Source organism: Pseudomonas sp. Z3-8 (genome assembly GCF_051131975.1).
Lineage (GTDB): Bacteria > Pseudomonadota > Gammaproteobacteria > Pseudomonadales > Pseudomonadaceae > Aquipseudomonas.
The window spans coordinates 4,719,708-4,740,261 of record NZ_CP071643.1 but is presented as its reverse complement, the minus strand read 5'-3'; the positions used below and the strand labels follow the sequence as shown (position 1 = coordinate 4,740,261).

Here is a 20,554-nt window from a genome sequence, read left to right as displayed (position 1 = left end):
TTTATCCGGTTTGCCGAACTGACCGTCGGGTCGTGTTCGGAAAACCGAATGGCTTGAGAACCCATCGACTCCTGTGGGAGCGAGCCTGCTCGCGAAGGCGGCCTCTCAGTTGCATCAGTTGTGAAACGGATGGCCTCTTCGCGAGCAGGCTCGCTCCCACAGGGGAGTTGCGGTGCATTCCAGGCAATAAAAAGCCCCTGAATCGTAGGATTCAGGGGCTTTCTGGTTTCGCGGGTCGCACTCAGGCCGCTTCGATCTTGCGCCGGTTGTGCTCGACCTTGTCCAGATACGTGCGAAGCTTTTCCTGTTCAGCGGCGGTTGTGAACAAGCCCAGCTTGCTGCGACGCCAGAGAATATCCTCGGCGGCGATGGCCCACTCGTCGCTGCACAGATAGTCGACTTCCCGGGTATAAAGGCCCGCGCCGATGTGCTCGCCCAGGTCGGCAAGGCTGTGGACGCCTTCGAGCATGCGCCAGGTGCGGCTGCCATAGGTAGTGGCCCAGCGGCGGGCGATATCGGTGGGCAGCCAGTCGAACTTGTCGCGGATTGCCGAGCACAGAGCCTGTGGCGTGGTCATGTTCTCGCCGCCGGGCAAGGTCTCCAGGGCCGTCCAGCTCGGGCGCATCTGGGTGAAGTACGGAGCCAGCTGGGCCATCGCCGACTCGGCAAGCTTGCGGTACGTGGTCAGTTTGCCGCCGAACACCGATAACAACGGAGCTTCCTGGCCACACCCCGACAGCGCCAGGGTGTAGTCCCGGGTCACGGCGGAAGGGTTGTCGGATTCGTCGTTGCACAAAGGCCGGACACCGGAATAGCTGTGCAGGATGTCGTCGCGGCTGATCTGTTTCTTGAAGTGCGCATTGACGACCTTCATCAGGTAGTCGGTTTCGCCCTCGGTAATTGCCACCTTGGCCGGATCGCCGGTGTATTCGCGGTCGGTCGTGCCTATCAGGGTGAATTGATTCAGATACGGGATGGTGAAGACGATGCGCTGGTCTTCGTTTTGAAGAATGTGCGCATGCTCGCCTTCGTAGAGTTTTGGCACGATCAGGTGGCTGCCCTGGATCAGACGGATGCCGTAGGGCGATTCCATCTTCAGGTCATCACGAATGAACCTGGCGACCCATGGGCCGGCGGCGTTCACCAGCGATTTGGCCAGGATTGAAAACAGGCTGCCGTCGGCACGTTCCAGGTTCAATTGCCACAGGCCTTTACTGCGTCGAGCGCTGACGCAACGGGTGCGGGTGTGGATATGCGCACCTTTTTCTCGCGCCGACATGGCATTGAGCACCACCAGCCGGGCGTCATCGACCCAGCAATCGGAGTATTCGAAGCCTTTGGTGATCTCGCTTTTTAATGCGCTGTCGGCGCCGAATTTCAGACTCCGGGAGCCGGCGAGCTGCTCGCGCTTGCCCAGGTGATCATAAAGGAACAGGCCGGCGCGGATCATCCAGGCCGGACGCAGGTGCGGGCGATGGGGCAACACGAAGCGCATCTGCTTGACGATATGCGGAGCCTTGGTCAGCAGCACTTCGCGTTCGGCGAGTGCTTCACGTACCAGGCGGAATTCGTAATGTTCGAGATAACGCAGGCCGCCATGGATCAGCTTGCTGCTGGCCGAAGAGGTGTGGCTGGCCAAATCGTCCTTTTCGCAAAGGAACACCGAAAGACCGCGACCGGCAGCATCCGCGGCGATCCCTACACCATTGATACCGCCACCGATGACGGCGACGTCATAGATTTCAGCGAGAGGGGGCATAGGCAAGGTGGAATTGGGCATCGGCTGGCCTCGGGTTCTTTTTTCGAAATATTTGAATTCGAACATAAATGTTCATTTGCGAAAATACTAGCCCATAAGCACAGCAACAGCCAGTCGAATCCGATTGAAAATACTGATCGAAGTACGCTGAAAGGAAAATTTTCGAACAAAAAGGAGTTGAGGAGGGCTTTTGTGGCGAGGGAGCTTGCTCCCGCTGGATGGCGAAGCCGTCCCAAGCAGGCCGGGGTTTTTCTTCAGGCTAGCCCCATCAGGCCGATTTACGACGGCTACGCCGCCGAGCGGGAGCAAGCTCCCTCGCCACAGGGGATCGGGGGTGAAGTCAGACCACTTCCAGGCGAATCTTGTGCTGGCTCAACAACTGCGCCAGGGCCGGCACCGGTTGTTGGTCGGTCACCAGGCAATCTATCAGGCTGATCGGGCCCAGGCGGACCATGGCGTTGCGGCCGAACTTGCTGGAATCCGCCGCCAGCAATACCTGCCGGGCGTTGGCGATGATGGCTTGGGAGACCCGGACCTCCTGGTAGTCAAAATCCAGCAGGCTGCCGTCCTCGTCGATCCCGCTGATGCCCACCAGGGCGAAGTCGACCTTGAACTGACTGATGAAATCGACGCTGGCCTGACCGACCACGCCGCCGTCACGGCGCACGTTGCCGCCGGCGATCAGGACTTCGAAATCATCCTTGGCACTGAGGATCGATGCCACGTGCAGGTTGTTGGTGATGACTTTCAAATGGTTGTGGTTGAGCAGCGCCCGGGCGATGGATTCGGTGGTGGTACCGATATTGATGAACAGCGAGGCGTGGTCGGGAATCTGCGCAGCGATCGCTTCGGCGATGCGTTGCTTCTCATCGCGCATCTGATCGGCGCGCATGGCGTAGGCGGTGTTTTCCACGCTGGAATCGTAAGCGGCGCCGCCATGGTAGCGGCGCAGCAGGTTCACTTCCGCCAGTTGATTGATGTCGCGGCGGATGGTCTGCGGGGTGACGACAAATAGCTGCGCCATTTCCTCGATGCTGACATAGCCGCGTTCGCGGACCAGTTCAAGGATTTGCTGCTGGCGGGGAGGCAGATTCATGGGGCTTCCTTTGGGCTGCCGTACAAAATTTGCCCATGATGCCGCAGGAATCCTTTCCCGACCAGTTTCAGATCCTCATCATCCTCGGCTCAGCTGTCATTCAGCGTCTTCGTGGGGCTCCCAATCGCGCGTGCGGCTGACGGCTTTTTTCCATCCTGCGTAGAGTTTTTCCTTGGCTTGCTCATCCAGCTGCGGTTCGAACTCGCGCTCGATGACCGCTTTGCCACGCAACTCTTCCAGGCTGCCCCAGAAACCGCATGCCAGGCCAGCCAGGTATGCCGCGCCGAGCGCAGTGGTTTCGCGCATTTTCGGGCGTTCGACCTGCGTGCCAAGAATGTCGGCCTGAAATTGCATGAGGAAATTGTTGGCCACGGCGCCACCGTCCACGCGCAAGGACTTGAGGCGTTCGCCGGCATCCTGTTGCATGGCGTCGAGTACGTCGCGGGTCTGGTAGGCGATGGATTCCAGCGCGGCCCGGATGATGTGATCGACACGCACGCCACGGGTCAGGCCGAACAGCGCGCCACGGGCGTAGGGGTCCCAGTACGGTGCGCCGAGGCCGGTGAAGGCTGGCACCAGGTAAACGCCGTTGCTGTCCTTGACCTTGTTGGCGAAGTATTCGGTGTCGAGGGCGTCGTTGATGATTTTCAGTTCATCGCGCAACCACTGGACGGTAGAGCCACCGTTGAACACGGCGCCTTCCAGGGCGTAGGCCACTTCGCCGCGAGGACCGCAGGCGATGGTGGTCAGCATGCCGTGGTTGGATTTGACGGCTTTGTTTCCGGTGTTCATCAGCAGGAAGCAGCCGGTGCCATAGGTATTTTTCGCCTGGCCCGGTTCCACGCACATCTGGCCGAAGAGGGCGGCCTGCTGGTCGCCGGCGATGCCGCCAATAGCGATGCCGCTTTTGGTCCGGCCGTAGATTTCCGAGGATGATTTGACTTCCGGCAGCATCTCGCGAGGGATGTTGAGGATGTCGAGCATCTTCGCGTCCCACTCCAGCGTGTGGATGTTGAAGAGCATGGTGCGAGAGGCGTTGGTGTAGTCGGTGACGTGGACCTTGCCGCCGGTAAATTTCCAGATCAGCCAGCTGTCCACGGTGCCGAACAGCAATTCACCGTTGCGCGCGCGCTCGCGGCTGCCTTCGACGTTGTCGAGGATCCACTTGAGCTTGGTGCCGGAAAAGTAGGGGTCGGTCACCAGGCCAGTGGCTTCACTGATGTACTGCTCATGGCCGTCGCGCTTGAGTTGCTGGCAGATTTCGGTGCTGCGTCGACATTGCCAGACTACAGCGTTGTAAATGGGGCGGCCGGTGGACTTGTCCCAGACCACGGTGGTTTCGCGCTGGTTGGTGATGCCGATTGCGGCGACCTGGTCGTGGTGCAAACCCGCTTGAGCCAAGGCTTCCACCATCACCGCGCTTTGCGTGGCAAAGATTTCCATGGGGTCATGCTCGACCCAGCCCGGTTGCGGATAATGCTGGACGAATTCCCGTTGGGCGGTGCAGACCACGTTGGCGTCACGGTCGAAAATAATGGCGCGTGAGCTGGTCGTACCCTGGTCGAGGGCAATGATGTAGTTTTTGTTCTCTGAGTCAGTCATGTCGATTGCCTTGGGACGTGTGTTTGGGATGAAGCCATGGCGCATGCTTGAAGGGCAGTGGCATGCGCCCATTGTTTCAGGAAGTTCTTGGCTTGCCGTCAATGGCCGGTTCTGCATCCTTTGTAGCAGCCTTGGCACCCGGCAGGTGTCGGGCAATCAATCCGCGATACGCGGCAGCGCCCAGGCACGCACCCACTATCGGCGCGAAAATCGGAACCAGGAAGTAAGGGATGTCACGCCCGCCCGTGAGGGAAATTTCACCCCAGCCAGCGAAGAAAGTCATCAATTTTGGACCGAAGTCCCGCGCCGGGTTCATCGCGAAGCCTGTCAGCGGCCCCATCGAGCTGCCGATCACGGCGATCAGAAGGCCGATCAGCAGCGGCGCAAGCGCACCACGAGGCAGGCCATTGTTGTCATCGGTCAGGGACATGATCACGCCCATCAGGATTGCAGTGATGATCACCTCCACCAGAAAGGCTTGGCCGGTGGAGAGCGCCGGGTGCGGGTAGGTGGAGAATACCGAAGCCAGTTCGAGGCTGGCTTGGGTGCCACGAATCATTTGCCGGGACTGTTCGAAATCGAAGAAAAGATTGCTGTACAGCGTGTAGACCAAGAGCGCGCCACAGAATGCCCCCGCCACCTGGCAGATAATATAGAAGGGCAGTTTGCGTTTTTCGAAATCGGTAAAAATACACAGGGCGATGCTGACGGCGGGGTTGAGGTGGGCGCCGGAAATACCCGCGCTGAGGTAGATGGCCATGCTGACCCCGACACCCCAGATGATGCTGATTTCCCACAACCCGAAACTCGCGCCCGCGACCTTGAGCGCCGCGACGCAACCGGTACCGAAAAAAATCAGCAGGGCGGTACCGAGGAATTCGGCCAGGCATTGGCTGGAAAGGGTGGGCTGTTGTAAAGCGGTAGTCATGCAAACCTCGGTGTTTTTGTTCTTGTCTGGTGCCTTCGATAAACCTTGAAGACACATTCTTCGCCGAGACCAGGATCCCCATCCGGGTCTCGGGTGCAGCTTGAGACAGGTAAATCGGCTTTCAGTTTCGAAAAAATATAGACAAGAAACGCTGGTGTCAAAGGTCGAAAGTGAACCGTCGGTCATATTTGGATTATTCGTCACGTGAATGTTTCGCTGTGCTCCCTGCAGGGAGATCATCCCAGTAGGCTCACGACGCCTTTTCATTGCCGATCGCTTAGAATCTGCGCCACTCTTTTGCTTTTTCCTTGTCAGGAGCCGTCATGACCCCCGCATTGGACCTGCTTAAAAAAGTGCGCGCCGAACATCGCATCCACAGTTACGAACATGACCCGAAGGCTGCCTCCTATGGGCTGGAGGCGGCTGAAAAACTCGGTCTGGATCCGGCGCAGGTGTTCAAGACCCTGTTGGCGGCCAGCGAAAAAGGCGAATTGCTGGTGGCCGTGGTGCCGGTGGCCGGGAGCCTGGATCTGAAAGGCCTGGCTCATGCGGCCGGAGTGAAAAAAGTCGAGATGGCCGATCCGGCCGCCGCGCAGCGTTCGACCGGCTATTTGCTGGGCGGGATCAGCCCGCTGGGTCAGAAAAAGCGTCTTCGCACGTTTATCGACAATTCTGCGCAGCCGTTGGCCAGCATGTTCGTCAGCGCGGGGAGGCGGGGGCTGGAAGTGGAACTGGCGCCTGCGGTACTGGCGGAGCATACCGGAGCGATCTTTGCTGATATCGGGCGTGCCTGAGCCTGTTGGAGGCCGCTGCGCCCAAGCGGGAGCAGGCTCCCTCGCCAGAATGATTTGAATCTTCAAGATCGATTGGGCGTCAGATTTCATGTGCGCTGTAGGGTGAAAATTCTGCTGATCTGTCACTGGCTAAACGATGTCCGGGCAGCTCATGCTCGCGCATCCATAAAAAAGGAGAAGTGCCATGCAGCTCGCGTTTCATCAAGTCGATGCGTTCAGTGACCGGCCGTTTGGCGGTAACCCGGCGATGGTCTATCGGCTCGATGCCTGGCTTGCCGATGAACTGATGCAGAAAATTGCCGCCGAACACAACCTGGCCGAGACCGCTTTTCTGGTACGTGAGAATCAGCGTTGGCACATTCGCTGGTTCACGCCCACCACCGAAGTGCCGCTGTGTGGGCATGCGACATTGGCCAGCGCCCATGTCTTGTTCGAGGTCTACCACGAACCGGCCGAGCGACTCGACTTCATCTGCAAGTCCGGAGCGTTGAGTGTCACTCGTGAAGGCGATCGGTTGTGGTTGGATTTCCCGGCCATCGTGCCGACTGAGTTGGGCGCCTCCCTGGCGGTCCAGAGCGCCTTGGGTGTCGAGGCGGTGGATGTGCTCAGTTGCAACGAATTGTTCGTGGTGCTGGAGTCGGAGCAGGCAGTGCTCGATTGCAAGCCGGACATGGCGGCCCTGGCGAAGCTGCCGTGGCCGGGCGCGATCGTTACCGCACCGGGAAGCAAGCACGATTTTGTCTCGCGCTATTTTGCCCCGGCGATCGGCATCAACGAGGATCCGGTAACCGGATCGACTCATTGCAGCTTGATTCCATACTGGTCCAAACGCCTGAACAAACATGGCCTGACGGCCTATCAATGCTCGGCGAGGGGCGGGGCATTGTTTTGCCGATTGGAAGGTGAGCGGGTGAAGATTGGCGGGGATGCGACGTTGGTGGCTAGTGGTACGCTGACGCTGGGGTGAATCTGCACTCAAGCCAATGGATCAAATGTGGGAGCGAGCCTGCTCGCGATAGCGGTAGCTCAGCTTGCACGATCGCTGGATGTGCCTACGCCATCGCGAGCAGGCTCGCTCCCACAGAGGTTTGCATTCCTTCAGCTATTAGCTGGCGGTGCCATACCGCCGCACACCACTTTCCCCGATCGGCAAATGCGCCGCCGTGCTGCCCGATGCCTGGAACAGCACCAGGTGCTCAGCCGCCACGCGGATACCGACCGTAGCCCCGACCTGATGGTCGGCATGGCTTGGGAAAATCGATTCCAGTTGTGCGCCGGTCGGCAGTTGCAGGCGATACAGGGTTGAAGCACCGAGGAACGTCTTGCCAACGATAGTCGCCGTGAGCGGACTGTCCGGCGCGTGGACGATGTCGTCCGGGCGCAGCAGGACGTCTACGGCGCTGCCGATGGGCCAGGTGTACGCCCGGTTGCCGCGCAGCATGCCCAGTTCGGTCTGCACCGATTCCGGGCTGTCGAGCTGACCGCGGATGAAGTAACCCTGGCCGATGAAACTGGCGACATAGGGCGTCAGAGGTTCGTGATACAGGTTGTAGGGCGTATCCCACTGTTCCAGGCGACCCTCTCTGAACACACCGACATGGTCACTCACCGCAAAGGCTTCTTCCTGGTCATGGGTGACCAGGATTGCGCTGGTGCCGCGGGCCTTGAGAATGTCCCGCACCTCATGGCTGAGCTTGCGTCGCAGCTCGCCGTCGAGGTTGGAGAACGGCTCGTCGAGTAACAGCAGTTGGGGTTCCGGTGCCAGTGCGCGGGCCAGCGCCACGCGCTGTTGCTGGCCTCCCGACAGCTCGTGGGGAAAACGCTTGCCCAGGCTTTTCAGGTTGACCAGCTCCAACAGTTCTTCGACCACGCGATCCTTGTCCGGATGTTTGCGGATGCCGAACGCGATATTTTCGGCGACGCTCAAATGCGGGAACAACGCGTAGTCCTGGAACACCATGCCGATGCGGCGTTTTTCCGGAGCGAGGGTAAACCCCGCGCGGGAAATGGTTTCCCCAGCCAACTGGATCTCGCCTTCATGCACCGGTTCGAAACCGGCGATGGCCCGCAGGGTGGTGGTCTTGCCACACCCGGAAGAGCCGAGCAGACAACCGATGTCACCAGCATTGAGGTGCAGGTTGAGGTTCTGGACGACCCGCTGGTCCTGATAACCGCAGGCCAGATTGTGCAGATTCAATAACAATGGAGCACTCATGCGTGGTGGTACGCCGGCTCGACGAGGAATTCAAGCAGGGCCTTCTGTGCATGGAGACGGTTTTCTGCCTGGTCCCACGCCACCGAGCGGGGATCATCAAGCAGGTCGAGACTGATTTCTTCGCCACGGTGGGCTGGCAGGCAATGCATGAACAGCACCTCGGCATCCGCGAGGTCGAGCAGTGCCCGATTGACCTGGAAGGGCGCAAACAACTCCAGGCGCTTGGCGGTTTCTTCTTCCTGGCCCATGGATGTCCAGACGTCGGTGCTCACCAGGTGCGCGCCGGCGACGGCCTGTTTCGGATCGCGCAGGATTGTCACCCGGTCGCCGGCCCTGGCGACGAATTGCGGGTTGGGTTCGTAGCCTTCAGGGCAGGCGATGCGCAACTGGAAGTCGAACTGGATCGCCGCTTCTATATAGCTGTTGCACATGTTGTTGCCATCGCCGATCCAGGCCACGGTCTTGCCCTGGATCGGGCCGCGATGTTCGAGGAAAGTCTGCATGTCGGCGAGCAACTGGCACGGGTGCAGATCGTCGGACAGGCCATTGATCACCGGCACGCGAGAATGCGCCGCGAACTGGGTCAGCGTGCTGTGGGCAAAAGTCCGGATCATCACCGCATCGAGCATGCTCGACATGACGATGGCGCAATCGCCAATGGGTTCGCCACGGCCCAGCTGGGTGTCACGGGGCGACAGGAAAATCGCCTGGCCGCCGAGCTGGATCATGCCGGCTTCGAAAGAAATGCGCGTGCGCGTGGAGGATTTCTCGAAGATCATCCCCAGCACACGGTTTTTCAAGGGCTCGAACAGTACGCCGCGCTTACGCAGGTCCTTGAGCTCCACGCCTCGACGGATCACGCCGAGCAACTCTTCGGGCGTGAAATCCATCAGGGAGAGAAAGTGCCTTGCGCTCATGATTGACTACCTTTTTGTAACTGACCGCAGATGCTCAAAGCCTTGTTTAATGGAAAAACGGGCGAGACCTGCGGCAAAAGCCGCACGGGGCGACGAAATTAGGGGAAGGCGCGATATTGACATTAAATGTCGCGTCTTACCAATAGGGCTACGGTTTTAGGGGATTTCATCGAGGTCATGGCAGGACTGCGATGACATGTTTGAAGCCGGTTTCCTGACAGCAGCGACCCCATTTGTACACTGGCGCTGCGGCGCTTGGCAAACAAGCCGGACGGGCGCCGGAGGACAAACGGCGTTTATTGGCCAGCGTGCAATTGATTTCGTGTGTCTGTCATCGGATGTGAGATTTCTTAATGCAAGGGCCTGGGTTATAAATGAACCCTTAGACGCAGGAGCCCCGAAATGGATTCGAAAGAGCAACAACTGATGGAACTGCTGGGGCTGACGGCACGCTCCCTGACGCACCTGACCGCTTCGGTGACCTCCATGTCATTCGAATTGTTGCGCAGCGAAGACGAAGTGACCAAGGCTGCCGGCCGCCGCATGATCGACCGCATGGCTACCATCAGCAGCGGCCTCGACGAACATTGGCGATTGATCGGCGAGTTGACCGGAGTGCCCATCGCTCAGGAACAAGTGGAAACCGTCGAGGAAATCCAGCTGCTGGCGCCGCCTCCCGAGCACCCCTGAAATCGGTTGGCCTGATGCCCGGCGATTCACAGGACGAACGTCGCTGGCGCGGTGGAGGATCCCGCGCCATAGTTTTGTTCCCGCGGCCGAAAGTGCCCGCTACGAATAAAACAGAGACTGGCCATGACCAAGACTCTTCATCACCGTGCGTGCCATCTATGTGAGGCCATCTGTGGCCTGACGCTCGAAACCACCGAAACTGAAGGCCAAGGCCTGGCGATCACCTCGATCAAGGGCGATCCGCTGGACAGTTTCAGCCGTGGGCACATCTGTCCCAAGGCCGTCGCCCTGCAAGATATCCAGAATGACCCGGACCGGCTGCGCCAACCCATGCAGCGGGTCGGCGGCGAGTGGCAGCCGATTGCCTGGGATGACGCTTTCGCCCTGGTCGCCGAACGCCTGGCTGCAATCCAGGAGCGCCACGGCCAGAACGCGGTGGGCGTCTACCAGGGCAACCCCAGCGTCCATAACTATGGGTTGATGACCCACAGCAACTATTTCCTCGGCCTGCTGAAGACACGCAGTCGCTTCTCGGCGACGTCAGTGGACCAACTGCCCCATCACCTGACCAGTCACCTGATGTACGGTCACGGCCTGCTGCTGCCGATACCGGACATCGACCATACCGATTTCATGCTGATCCTGGGAGGCAATCCCCTGGCTTCCAACGGCAGCATCATGACCGTGCCGGACGTCGAGAAGCGCCTCAAGGCGATCCAGGCCCGTGGCGGCAAAGTCGTGGTTGTCGATCCACGGCGCAGCGAAACGGCGGCGATTGCCGACCAGCATGTTTTCGTGCGTCCCGGTGGCGATGCCGCGCTGCTGTTTGGCCTGCTCAATACGCTGTTCAGCGAAGGTCTGAGCCGCGACAGCCATTTGCCGGTGGACGGCCTCGAAGAGGTGCGCCAGGCCGTGGCAGGTTTTACCGCCGAGGTGATGAGCCCCCTCTGTGCGGTGCCGGCGCCGCAGATCCGGCAGTTGGCCCGCGACTTTGCCGCTGCGCCCTCAGCGGTCTGCTACGGCAGAATGGGCGTGTCCACCCAGGCGTTCGGCACGTTATGCCACTGGCTGATCCAAGTGATCAACCTAGTCACCGGCAACCTGGATCGGGTGGGCGGGGCATTGTGCACCGAGCCGGCGGTGGACCTGGTGGCGACCACTTCGGGTGGCCATTTCAACCGTTGGCAGAGCCGGGTGTCCGGGCGTCCCGAATACGCCGGCGAGCTGCCCGTGTCGACCTTGGCCGAAGAAATGCTGACCGAGGGCGACGGGCAGATTCGTGCGCTGGTCACCGTGGCCGGCAACCCGGTGCTGTCCACGCCCAACGGGCGGCAGCTCGAACAGGCGCTGGATGGGCTGGAGTTCATGGTCAGCATCGATTTGTACATCAACGAGACCACGCGTTATGCCGATCTGATCCTGCCATCGACTTCGGCTTTGGAAAACGATCACTACGACACCACGTTCAACCTGTTCGCGGTGCGTAACGTCAGCCGTTTCAATCGGGCGATCCTGCCCAAGCCCGAAGGGGCACTGCACGATTGGGAGATTTTTGTCGGCCTGGCCAAGGCCTTCGCCGCGCGGACTGGCAAGGAACTCAAGCCGACCATGCCGCCCGCGCAAATGATTGATTTTGGCCTGCGCGCGGGAAGGTATGGGGATGCCTCGCCACACAAGTTGTCGCTGGCGACGCTGTTCGATCATCCCCACGGCATCGACCTTGGTGCGCTCAAGCCCAACCTGACGACGCGCTTGAAAACCGAAAATGGCCGCGTGCAGGCCGCGCCGGCGGTGATCCTCGCGGATCTGGCGCGCTTTGCCGCGCTGCGAGCGCCGGCATCGGACGAGTTGCTGATGATTGGCCGTCGGCATGTGCGCAGCAACAATTCCTGGATGCATAACTTTCATCGACTGGTGAAGGGCAAGCCGCGCCATCAGTTGCTGATGCATCCTGAAGACCTCGCCAGTCGCGGTTTAGTCGATGGCCAGCGCGTGCAGGTCAGTTCACGGGTGGGCGTGATCGAAGTGGAGGTGCAAGGCAGCCTGGACATGATGAAAGGCGTGGTCAGCCTTCCCCATGGCTGGGGCCACGCCCGACCGGGCGTGCAGATGACCATCGCCAGCGGCCAGCCTGGTTCCAGCGCCAACGACCTGACCGATGAATGTCAGCTCGATGAGTTGTCCGGCAATGCGGCGCTTAATGGGGTTCCGGTGAAAGTGGCGGCTGCGTAGAATTGTCCTTGGGCCGGACCGAGCAGGGTGCTCGGCTTTCCGTTACAATGCGCCACCGTGTCGACATCTGTAGTCGCAAAGTTCAAGCCGAGGTGCTCCGTGGATATCATCGAAACGATCAAAGACCAGATTGCCAACAACACTATCCTGCTTTACATGAAAGGCTCGCCGAATGCCCCTCAGTGCGGCTTCTCGGCCAAGGCTGCTCAGGCGGTGATGGCGTGTGGCGAGAAGTTCGCTTACGTGGACATCCTGCAGAACCCGGAAATCCGCGCCAATCTGCCCAAGTACGCCAACTGGCCAACCTTTCCACAGTTGTGGGTTGGCGGTGAACTGATCGGCGGCAGCGACATCATGACCGAGATGGCCGCGGACGGTTCGCTGCAGTCCACGATCAAGGCAGCTGTAGAAGCGGCAGCGGCGAACAAGACTGAAGCCTGATTCACCCCAAGCCAATGTGGGAGCGAGCCTGCTCGCGATGAGGGCGTGTCAGTCAATTTGATGGTGACTGACACACCGCTATCGCGAGCAGGCTCGCTCCCACAAGGAATCCAGGGGAGCCTGGAATCCAGGCAATAAAAAGCCCCGCCTCTCGAAAGAGGGCGGGGCTTTTTAGTGGCCTGCTACTGGGGAAACTTACTCTTCACCCATCTGCGACTGCAGGTAGTTCTCCAGACCGATCTTGTCGATCAGGCCCAACTGGGTTTCCAGCCAGTCGATGTGCTCTTCTTCGGACTCGAGGATATCCTCGAGCAACTCGCGACTGCCGAAGTCACCGACGGTTTCGCAATGGGCGATGGCGGCTTTCAGGTCGGCGTGGCCGGTGCGTTCGATGCGCAGGTCGCATTCGAGCATTTCCCGGGTGTGTTCGCCGATGTGCAGCTTGCCAAGGTCCTGGACGTTCGGCAGGCCTTCGAGGAACAGGATGCGCTTGATCAGCTTGTCCGCGTGTTTCATCTCGTCGATGGATTCGTGGTACTCGTGCTTGCCCAGCTTGTTCAGGCCCCAATCCTCATACATGCGCGCATGCAGGAAGTATTGATTGATCGCGACCAGCTCATTGGCGAGGATCTTGTTGAGATGCTGGATGACTGTAATGTCGCCTTTCATGGTGAGGGCCTGCCCTGTAATAGCTGTGTATACGGCAGAGTTTGAGCCGCGCAATTACCAGTGTCAAACCTAAGTTATTGAATAATAAATGAAAATTAATCGGAATAAGAATGTTTGTGTTCCGCGTCTGGAAGCTAAGCACTTGATTTCCCGGCATAAAAAAACCGGACATTGAGTCCGGTTCTTCAAAAAGCTGGATTTATGCGGCAGTAAATTCTACCGGATAAGGGATCGAGGCCTGGGCAGTCTGCACTTTGGCCAGGGTTTCACGCACCACTTCCTTGGCAAGGCAGGCACATTTACCGCATTGGCTGGCTACGCCGGTGGCCTGGCGGACTTCCCTATAACTGCAGCAACCTTCATAGATCGCTTCGCGGATCTGTCCGTCGGTGACGCCAGTGCAGAGGCATACATACATAAGTGAGAACCGTCGCTGGTTGTGACTCAATTGAGACGGATCTTAATGTTAACGAGAATGATTGTCAAAGTGGTTTCTGATAGTCCCTGGCTTGAGATGCCTTGGTCTGACGAACGGTTTTTTCCCGGTGGGCCATGAGACGTCGCGGATTTCCGTGATCCCCGAAAAACCGTTGAGGACAGTCCAAACGCGCGGTGTATGATGGTCGGTCCTTGCAAAGCGGGTTCGTGTCACAGGGCTGTCGCCTGAGGGTGGCAGGCTGGCGCGGACCCGGTTTTCACGTTACTACACCAGGAGATATCCAATGAGCGTACTCGTAGGCAAACAAGCCCCTGACTTCACCGTTCCAGCCGTCCTCGGCAACGGCGAAATCGTCGACAGCTTCACCCTGTCCTCGGCCATCAAAGGCAAATACGGCCTGGTGTTCTTCTACCCGCTGGACTTCACCTTCGTCTGCCCGTCCGAGCTGATCGCACTGGATCACCGCATGGACGACTTCAAGGCGCGCAACGTTGAAGTGGTCGCGGTTTCGATCGACTCGCACTTCACCCACAACGCCTGGCGCAACACCCCGATCAACAACGGCGGGATCGGCCCGGTGAAGTACACCATGGCCGCTGACATGAAGCACGAAATCGCCAAGGCCTACGACGTTGAGTCCGAAGGTGGCGTGGCCTTCCGTGGCGCGTTCCTGATCGACGACAAAGGCGTGGTCCGTTCGCAGATCATCAACGACCTGCCGCTGGGCCGTAACATGGAAGAGCTGATCCGTCTGGTCGACGCTCTGCAATTCCACGAAGAGCACGGCGAAGTCTGCCCGGCCAACTGGAAAAAAGGCGACAAGGGCATGACCGCATCGCCTGAAGGCGTAGCGGCTTACCTGGGCGAACACAGCGACAAGCTGTAAGCGCACTCAGGCATAAAAAAACCGGCCCTTGATGGGCCGGTTTTTTTATGGGCGGGTTATAAGCTGCAACGCAGAACCTTTTGCACTGAATACCGTGGCGAGGGAGCAAGCTCCCTCGCCACAAGATCTAAATCCAGTCCTATGTCAGTCGTCGAAATCCTGCCAGCCGCCCATTTCCTTCCAGCGATTGACGATGCCGCAGAACAGCTCGGCAGTCTTCTCGGTGTCATAGCGGGCCGAGTGGGCTTCGCGGCCGTCGAAATCGATGTCGGCGGCCTGGCAGGCCTTGGCCAATACGGTCTGGCCGTACGCCAGGCCGGCCAGGGTCGCCGTATCGAAGCTGGAAAACGGGTGGAATGGGTTGCGCTTCATGTCCAGTCGCGCAACGGCGGCGTTAAGGAAGCCCAGGTCGAAGCTGCTGTTGTGACCGACCAGGATCGCGCGCTTGCAACCGTTGGCCTTCAGGGCCTTGCGCACGCCACGAAAGATATCGGTCAGTGCCGTTTCCTCGCTGACCGCCATGCGCAGCGGGTGGTCGAGCTTGATCCCGGTGAATTCCAGCGCGGCTGCTTCGATGTTGGCGCCTTCGAACGGTTCAACGCGGAAGAAATAAGTGTGGTCCGGGAACACAAAACCTTTTTCGTCCATGCCGATGGTGGTCGCGGCGATTTCCAGCAACGCATCGGTGGCCGAGTTGAAACCGCCGGTTTCTACGTCGACCACGACCGGCAGGTAACCCCGGAAACGGGCTGCCATGGGGTGGCGAGCGCCGCCGGAACCACCGTTGCCGTCCAGTTCGTCGTCGAAATGATCTTCACTCACGCGTTTTCCTCCAGCAGGCGCCAGCGCAGTTTTTCACCGGCGCGCAGCGGGATGACAGTCTGTTCGCCAAACGGCAGGCTGGCGGGGGCAGTCCACTCGTCGCGGACCAGGGTAATGCTATCGGTGTTCACCGGCAGGCCATAGAAACGCGGACCGTGCAGGCTGGCAAAACCTTCGAGCCTGTCCAGCGCGTTGCGCTGCTCGAACGCTTCGGCGTACATCTCGATGGCGGCATAGGCGGTGTAGCAACCGGCGCAACCGCAGGCGGCTTCCTTGGCATGGCGGGCATGGGGCGCCGAGTCCGTGCCGAGGAAAAACTTCGCGCTGCCGCTGGTGGCGGCGTCGAGCAAGGCTTCCTGGTGGGTGTTGCGCTTGAGGATCGGCAGGCAATAGAAGTGCGGCCGGATCCCGCCCACCAGCATGTGGTTGCGGTTGTAAAGCAGGTGATGCGCGGTAATGGTCGCGCCGACGTTGGCCGGGGCCTCGTTGACGAACTGCACGGCATCGCCGGTGGTGATGTGTTCGAACACCACCTTGAGCGTCGGGAAACGCTCCACGACGCGGCGCATGTGCTCGTCGATGAAAATTTTCTCGCGGTCGAACACGTCGACATCGCTGCGGGTGACTTCACCGTGGATCAGCAACGGCATCCCGACTTCGGCCATCGCTTCGAGCGCCGGGAAGATCTTGTCGATGCTGGTGACGCCGGAGTCCGAATTGGTGGTGGCACCGGCCGGGTACAATTTGGCCGCGTGGACGAAGCCGCTGGCCTTGGCCTCGCGGATTTCCTCGGGCTGGGTGCGGTCGGTGAGGTAAAGCACCATCAGCGGTTCGAAGCGGCTGCCGGCCGGGCGTGCGGCCAGGATGCGCTGGCGATAGCCATCGGCCTCGACAGCGTTGCGTACGGGCGGAACCAGGTTAGGCATGATGATGGCGCGCCCGAAGGTGCGCGCGACATCGGCGACGGTATGGGTCAACACAGCACCATCGCGAAGATGAATATGCCAGTCGTCGGGACGCAGCAGGGTCAGGCGGTCGGACATTGGGGGGCTTCCAGGCGGGTCAAACTCTGGGGGAATGCTACCGGAAAAGACCGATGCGGGCACCCGCTATCAAGTTTTGCCACAAGTTACCGATAGCCCCTTCAGGTGTGCCACGAATCCGTGCGGTGTCTCGTACAGGCGTCATGCCCGGTGTTTTTCGATTTCCGTAAGTAAAAAGCCAGTGGAGCCTCCCGTGCGCCAGCGTTATCTAGCCTTGCTCAGCTTGTTTGCCAGCCTTCCTGCGATGGCGCTCACTTTCCAGACTCGTCTGGAGAGCATCGAGTGGACGGTCGAAGGCGACAAGTTCGAGTGCCGGCTGAGCCAGCCGATCGCCGATTTTGGTAGCGGCGAGTTCGTCCGCCGGGCGGGCGAGCAGGCCACGTTCCGACTCAAGGCCTACAACCCGGTGCTGGGTGGCGGTTCCGCGACGCTGCTGGCGGCCGCTGCGCCGTGGCAACCGGGGCGGGGCGATATCAACCTGGGGTCGGTCAGGATCGGCAGCGGCGACGTGTTATTCAACAGCTCCCAAGTCCAGGCGGGACGCCTGATCAGTGGGTTGATGGAAGGGCGCAGCCCCGTGGTCCGGCGTAATGCCGAGGATGGCCGGGTGTCGGAAGTTCGCCTGTTGCCTGTGCGCTTCAACAAGGCCTTCAGCGACTACCAGGGCTGCGTGGCGAAACTGTTGCCGAAGAATTTCGAGCAGATCAAGCAGACCCAGATCGGCTTTCCCGGCGAGGGGGTTGAGCTCGACGCCCAGGCCAAGGCTCAATTGCAGGTCATGCTCGACTTCATCAAGGCTGACCCGAGCGTCAACCATGTCGAACTCGATGGGCATTCCGACAACAGCGGCAACCGCTTGACCAATCGTGAGCTGTCGCGCCGCCGTGCGCTGGCGGTCATGGATTTCTTCAAGGCCAATGGCTTCCAGGAATCGCAGTTCACTGTGCGTTTCCACGGTGAGCGTTATCCGCTCGTGCCTAATAACAACGCTGCCCATCGCGCCAAGAACCGGCGTGTGGTGGTGCAACTGGATCGAGTGGCGGCCACTCAGGCGCCAGCGGCCCAGCCCACCACGCCAACCCCGCCAGCAACGCCAGCTGTGCCTGCGGCGACGCCCGCTGCGGCACCCGGCAAGGCTCCGGCGCCGGTCGCCCCCACCAAGGCCGTGGCGCCCGCAGCGGCGACTGCAAGAACTTCCTGAGGCCATTCTGATCGTCGCGCCATCGACATAATCTGTCGCTTCGTCGTCATAAGCTGTCGCGCCTCTGTAAATTATCCGCGCTGGACGTTAGACTTCCCGGCTTTCCGTACAACCCGTGGAGTGATGGCATGGCGGACGTAAACAAGGTCGTTCTGGCGTATTCCGGCGGCCTGGACACTTCGGTGATCCTCAAGTGGCTGCAGGACACTTATAACTGTGAAGTGGTGACGTTCACCGCTGACCTGGGGCAGGGCGAAGAAGTTGAGCCTGCCCGCGCCAAGGCTCAGGCCATGGGCGTCAAGGAGATTTACATCGATGACCTGCGCGAAGAGTTCGTCCGCGACTTCGTGTTCCCGATGTTCCGCGCCAACACTGTTTACGAAGGCGAGTACCTGCTGGGTACCTCCATCGCCCGTCCGCTGATCGCCAAGCGCCTGATCGAAATCGCCAACGAAACCGGCGCCGACGCCATTTCCCACGGTGCTACCGGCAAGGGCAACGACCAGGTACGTTTCGAGCTGGGCGCCTATGCCCTCAAGCCGGGCGTCAAAGTCATCGCCCCGTGGCGCGAGTGGGACCTGCTGTCCCGTGAAAAACTGATGGACTACGCCGAGAAGCATGCGATCCCGATCGAGCGTCACGGCAAGAAAAAATCCCCGTATTCGATGGATGCCAACCTGCTGCACATCTCCTACGAAGGCGGCGTGCTGGAAGACACCTGGACCGAGCACGAAGAAGACATGTGGCGTTGGACCGTCTCCCCGGAGAAGGCTCCCGATACCCCACAATACCTTGAGCTGACCTATCGCAACGGCGATATCGTTGCCCTCGACGGCGTGGAAATGAGCCCGGCCACCGTCCTCGCGACGCTGAACCGTATCGGCGGCGAACACGGCATCGGTCGCCTGGACATCGTTGAAAACCGCTACGTCGGCATGAAATCCCGTGGCTGCTACGAAACCCCCGGCGGCACCATCATGCTGCGTGCTCACCGGGCGATCGAGTCGATCACCCTGGACCGCGAAGTGGCTCACCTGAAAGACGAGTTGATGCCCAAGTACGCCAGCCTGATCTACACCGGCTACTGGTGGAGCCCGGAGCGTCTGATGCTGCAACAGATGATCGATGCTTCCCAGGCCCACGTGAACGGCGTCGTGCGCCTGAAGCTGTACAAGGGCAACGTGATCGTGACCGGGCGCAAGTCCGACGAGTCGCTATTCGATGCAAACATCGCGACCTTCGAAGAAGACGGTGGCGCCTACAACCAGGCCGACGCGGCCGGCTTCATCAAGCTCAACGCCCTGCGCATGCGCATCGCGGCGAACAAGGGTCGCAAGCTGTTCTGACCCGGCTGCTTAAAAAAAGGCCTGCCTTGCGCAGGCCTTTTTTTTGCGCATTGTCTCGTCCTGAATAATGTTGTTGCCGAGGAATATCATTGATCGCTTTCCCTGGTTTATAACAAAAGTAAATTTTTGAATTGAGTAACGCAAATAGGCTTCGGAATAACGATATTGTGCTGCTTTCTCTTCCTTGGAATTTTTTTCTGCAGGAAGCAGGCGTTTGGGCATGAATAGATCAATTACTTTGTATGAGAAAAGTCCCACGTCTAATAACAAGTCAGGTGTATTTTTTGCCGAAGTCGAGCTGTTATCGGGGAGCCGTGGCGCGTCAGAATCACTCCATCGCTGCGACGGAAAAAATCATGGCGCGTTATGTTACGGGTTATTTGTAGGATTTTTCTGCATTGCTTGTAAGTTTTGTCTTTCGGTGCGAACGGCTTGCTACAGCGGCATCCCACGGGTGAAATGACTACGCTATTGTGCGTGCTCTAAAAATTCGAACAGCTAAGTTGGATTTGCCCATGAATAAAGTGCTGATCGTGGATGATCACCCCGTCATTCGTCTTGCTGTACGTTTGTTAATGGAGCGCCATGGATATGAAGTCATCGCGGAAACAGACAATGGCGTCGATGCGTTACAGCTGGCGCGCGATAAAATGCCCGACATCGTTGTTCTCGATATCGGGATCCCGAAGTTGGACGGACTGGAGGTTATCGCGCGCCTGACCACCAATCCTTCGCCCCTGAAAGTACTGGTGCTCACCTCTCAGTCGCCAGGGCATTTCTCGATGCGATGCATGCAGATGGGAGCGGCCGGTTATGTGTGCAAGCAACAGGACCTGACCGAGTTGTTGAGTGCAATAAAAGCGGTGCTCTCGGGCTACAGTTATTTTCCCAACCAGGCGTTGCATACCGTGCGTTCGAGCCTGGGCAACGCCAGCGAGTCGGATATGGTCGATCGTTTGTCCGGACGAGAGATGATGGTCCTGCAGCAGCTGGCCCGTGGGAGAACCAACAAGGAGATTGCCGACGGGATGTTCCTGAGCAACAAGACAGTGAGTACCTACAAGACCCGACTGTTGTTGAAGCTCAATGCTCGCTCACTGGTCGACCTGATCGAGCTGGCACAGCGTAACGGATTGGTGTAAGTCCACAGCCCCACGTGCTCGGTAAAAGGCCTCCGTCAGGGAGGCTTTTACGAGTCAGAGGTCAAAATCATAGTCGGCCAATTGTTTCTGCAAGCGACGCTCTTCCAGCAGGTTATCGATGGTGCGACGTTTGCTCAGGTTGGTTTTCGCCACTTCCACGACCACAGGTTCCGCATCGTCAGCCTCGACGGCGATGAAATCGTCTTCTACATCCAGTTGTTCTTTGCCAGCGCTCATGGGTTCGACTCCAGGCTAAGACTGCCATTGGCGCTCCTTATAGCGATAAACCTGCGGCGGGTAAAAAAGATTTTTTCAATCGCTCGATCAAAGAA

The 20,554-nt window shown here is 59.3% G+C and carries 21 protein-coding genes; 9 read left to right on the top strand and 12 right to left on the bottom strand.

Annotated elements, in window-relative coordinates:
* Positions 1 to 241 precede the first annotated feature (241 nt).
* The 4 genes from glpD to J3P94_RS21715 form a co-directional block, all read right to left on the bottom strand.
* Positions 242 to 1,780, bottom strand: a complete 1,539-nt coding sequence (gene glpD / locus J3P94_RS21730; RefSeq protein WP_434574268.1) for a glycerol-3-phosphate dehydrogenase — start codon at positions 1,778 to 1,780, stop codon at positions 242 to 244.
* 319 nt (positions 1,781 to 2,099) lie between these two features.
* Positions 2,100 to 2,855, bottom strand: a complete 756-nt coding sequence (locus tag J3P94_RS21725) for a DeoR/GlpR family transcriptional regulator (RefSeq protein WP_434569608.1) — start codon at positions 2,853 to 2,855, stop codon at positions 2,100 to 2,102.
* 96 nt (positions 2,856 to 2,951) lie between these two features.
* Positions 2,952 to 4,457, bottom strand: coding sequence for a glycerol kinase GlpK (gene glpK, locus J3P94_RS21720; RefSeq protein ID WP_305496365.1), 1,506 nt, complete (start codon positions 4,455 to 4,457; stop codon positions 2,952 to 2,954).
* Positions 4,458 to 4,533: 76 nt separating this feature from the next.
* Positions 4,534 to 5,385, bottom strand: a complete 852-nt coding sequence (locus tag J3P94_RS21715) for an MIP/aquaporin family protein (protein ID WP_434569607.1) — start codon at positions 5,383 to 5,385, stop codon at positions 4,534 to 4,536.
* A 323-nt stretch (positions 5,386 to 5,708) separates the two neighbouring features.
* Here J3P94_RS21715 and ybaK point away from each other — a divergent pair, with 323 nt between their 5' ends.
* Entirely contained in the window at positions 5,709 to 6,179 is a 471-nt protein-coding gene (gene ybaK, locus J3P94_RS21710) for a Cys-tRNA(Pro) deacylase (RefSeq protein WP_305496364.1), read from the top strand.
* A 184-nt stretch (positions 6,180 to 6,363) separates the two neighbouring features.
* The gene (locus J3P94_RS21705) at positions 6,364 to 7,146 is read left to right on the top strand and encodes a PhzF family phenazine biosynthesis protein (RefSeq protein ID WP_434569606.1); all 783 of its coding nucleotides are present in this window, start codon (positions 6,364 to 6,366) and stop codon (positions 7,144 to 7,146) included.
* A gap of 138 nt (positions 7,147 to 7,284) precedes the next feature.
* Here the strand turns inward: J3P94_RS21705 and J3P94_RS21700 are convergent, their stop codons facing one another.
* Both J3P94_RS21700 and argF read right to left on the bottom strand, forming a co-directional pair.
* Positions 7,285 to 8,394 (bottom strand): ABC transporter ATP-binding protein, encoded by a 1,110-nt coding sequence (locus J3P94_RS21700; protein ID WP_434569605.1) that lies wholly within the window; start codon positions 8,392 to 8,394, stop codon positions 7,285 to 7,287.
* Positions 8,391 to 9,311: an ornithine carbamoyltransferase gene (argF, locus tag J3P94_RS21695; RefSeq protein WP_305496361.1), complete on the bottom strand. Its 921-nt coding sequence runs from the start codon at positions 9,309 to 9,311 to the stop codon at positions 8,391 to 8,393. Before argF ends, J3P94_RS21700 begins: the two co-directional genes overlap by 4 nt.
* Before the next feature lie 402 nt (positions 9,312 to 9,713).
* Between argF and J3P94_RS21690 the strand changes: the two genes are divergently transcribed.
* The 3 genes from J3P94_RS21690 to grxD all read left to right on the top strand — a co-directional run bounded on the left by J3P94_RS21690 (position 9,714) and on the right by grxD (position 12,674).
* A complete protein-coding gene (locus J3P94_RS21690) occupies positions 9,714 to 10,001 on the top strand; it encodes a hypothetical protein (RefSeq protein WP_305496360.1) in 288 nt (95 codons plus the stop codon).
* A gap of 123 nt (positions 10,002 to 10,124) precedes the next feature.
* On the top strand, positions 10,125 to 12,233 hold the full coding sequence (locus J3P94_RS21685) for a molybdopterin oxidoreductase family protein (RefSeq protein WP_434569604.1): 2,109 nt from the start codon (positions 10,125 to 10,127) through the stop codon (positions 12,231 to 12,233).
* 99 nt (positions 12,234 to 12,332) lie between these two features.
* Positions 12,333 to 12,674, top strand: coding sequence for a Grx4 family monothiol glutaredoxin (gene grxD / locus J3P94_RS21680; protein ID WP_305496358.1), 342 nt, complete (start codon positions 12,333 to 12,335; stop codon positions 12,672 to 12,674).
* Between the two features lie 195 nt (positions 12,675 to 12,869).
* Here grxD and bfr read toward each other — a convergent pair whose 3' ends face one another.
* Both bfr and J3P94_RS21670 read right to left on the bottom strand, forming a co-directional pair.
* On the bottom strand, positions 12,870 to 13,343 hold the full coding sequence (bfr, locus tag J3P94_RS21675) for a bacterioferritin (protein WP_186635709.1): 474 nt from the start codon (positions 13,341 to 13,343) through the stop codon (positions 12,870 to 12,872).
* A gap of 199 nt (positions 13,344 to 13,542) precedes the next feature.
* A complete protein-coding gene (locus J3P94_RS21670; protein WP_003178704.1) occupies positions 13,543 to 13,761 on the bottom strand; it encodes a bacterioferritin-associated ferredoxin in 219 nt (72 codons plus the stop codon).
* Between the two features lie 304 nt (positions 13,762 to 14,065).
* Here J3P94_RS21670 and J3P94_RS21665 point away from each other — a divergent pair, with 304 nt between their 5' ends.
* Positions 14,066 to 14,668: a peroxiredoxin gene (locus J3P94_RS21665; protein ID WP_434569603.1), complete on the top strand. Its 603-nt coding sequence runs from the start codon at positions 14,066 to 14,068 to the stop codon at positions 14,666 to 14,668.
* Positions 14,669 to 14,812: 144 nt separating this feature from the next.
* On the opposite strand, the gene rnt is transcribed toward J3P94_RS21665, so the two are convergent.
* The gene (gene rnt, locus J3P94_RS21660) at positions 14,813 to 15,490 is read right to left on the bottom strand and encodes a ribonuclease T (protein WP_039591753.1); all 678 of its coding nucleotides are present in this window, start codon (positions 15,488 to 15,490) and stop codon (positions 14,813 to 14,815) included.
* Positions 15,487 to 16,533, bottom strand: a complete 1,047-nt coding sequence (gene pyrC, locus J3P94_RS21655; protein WP_434569602.1) for a dihydroorotase — start codon at positions 16,531 to 16,533, stop codon at positions 15,487 to 15,489. Before pyrC ends, rnt begins: the two co-directional genes overlap by 4 nt.
* 193 nt (positions 16,534 to 16,726) lie before the next feature.
* Here pyrC and J3P94_RS21650 point away from each other — a divergent pair, with 193 nt between their 5' ends.
* Both J3P94_RS21650 and J3P94_RS21645 read left to right on the top strand, forming a co-directional pair.
* Positions 16,727 to 17,734 (top strand): flagellar protein MotY, encoded by a 1,008-nt coding sequence (locus J3P94_RS21650; RefSeq protein WP_434569601.1) that lies wholly within the window; start codon positions 16,727 to 16,729, stop codon positions 17,732 to 17,734.
* Between the two features lie 128 nt (positions 17,735 to 17,862).
* Positions 17,863 to 19,080, top strand: coding sequence for an argininosuccinate synthase (locus J3P94_RS21645; protein ID WP_003204943.1), 1,218 nt, complete (start codon positions 17,863 to 17,865; stop codon positions 19,078 to 19,080).
* Between the two features lie 9 nt (positions 19,081 to 19,089).
* Here J3P94_RS21645 and J3P94_RS21640 read toward each other — a convergent pair whose 3' ends face one another.
* Positions 19,090 to 19,302 carry a hypothetical protein gene (locus tag J3P94_RS21640; RefSeq protein ID WP_434569600.1) on the bottom strand — a complete coding sequence of 71 codons (213 nt, stop codon included), beginning with the start codon at positions 19,300 to 19,302 and terminating at the stop codon, positions 19,090 to 19,092.
* 293 nt (positions 19,303 to 19,595) lie between these two features.
* On the opposite strand from J3P94_RS21640, the gene J3P94_RS21635 reads away from it, so the two are divergent.
* Positions 19,596 to 20,222, top strand: a complete 627-nt coding sequence (locus J3P94_RS21635; RefSeq protein WP_305496355.1) for a response regulator transcription factor — start codon at positions 19,596 to 19,598, stop codon at positions 20,220 to 20,222.
* Positions 20,223 to 20,276: 54 nt separating this feature from the next.
* On the opposite strand, the gene J3P94_RS21630 is transcribed toward J3P94_RS21635, so the two are convergent.
* Entirely contained in the window at positions 20,277 to 20,459 is a 183-nt protein-coding gene (locus J3P94_RS21630; protein WP_135846865.1) for a PA3496 family putative envelope integrity protein, read from the bottom strand.
* Between the last annotated feature and the right edge of the window lie 95 nt (positions 20,460 to 20,554).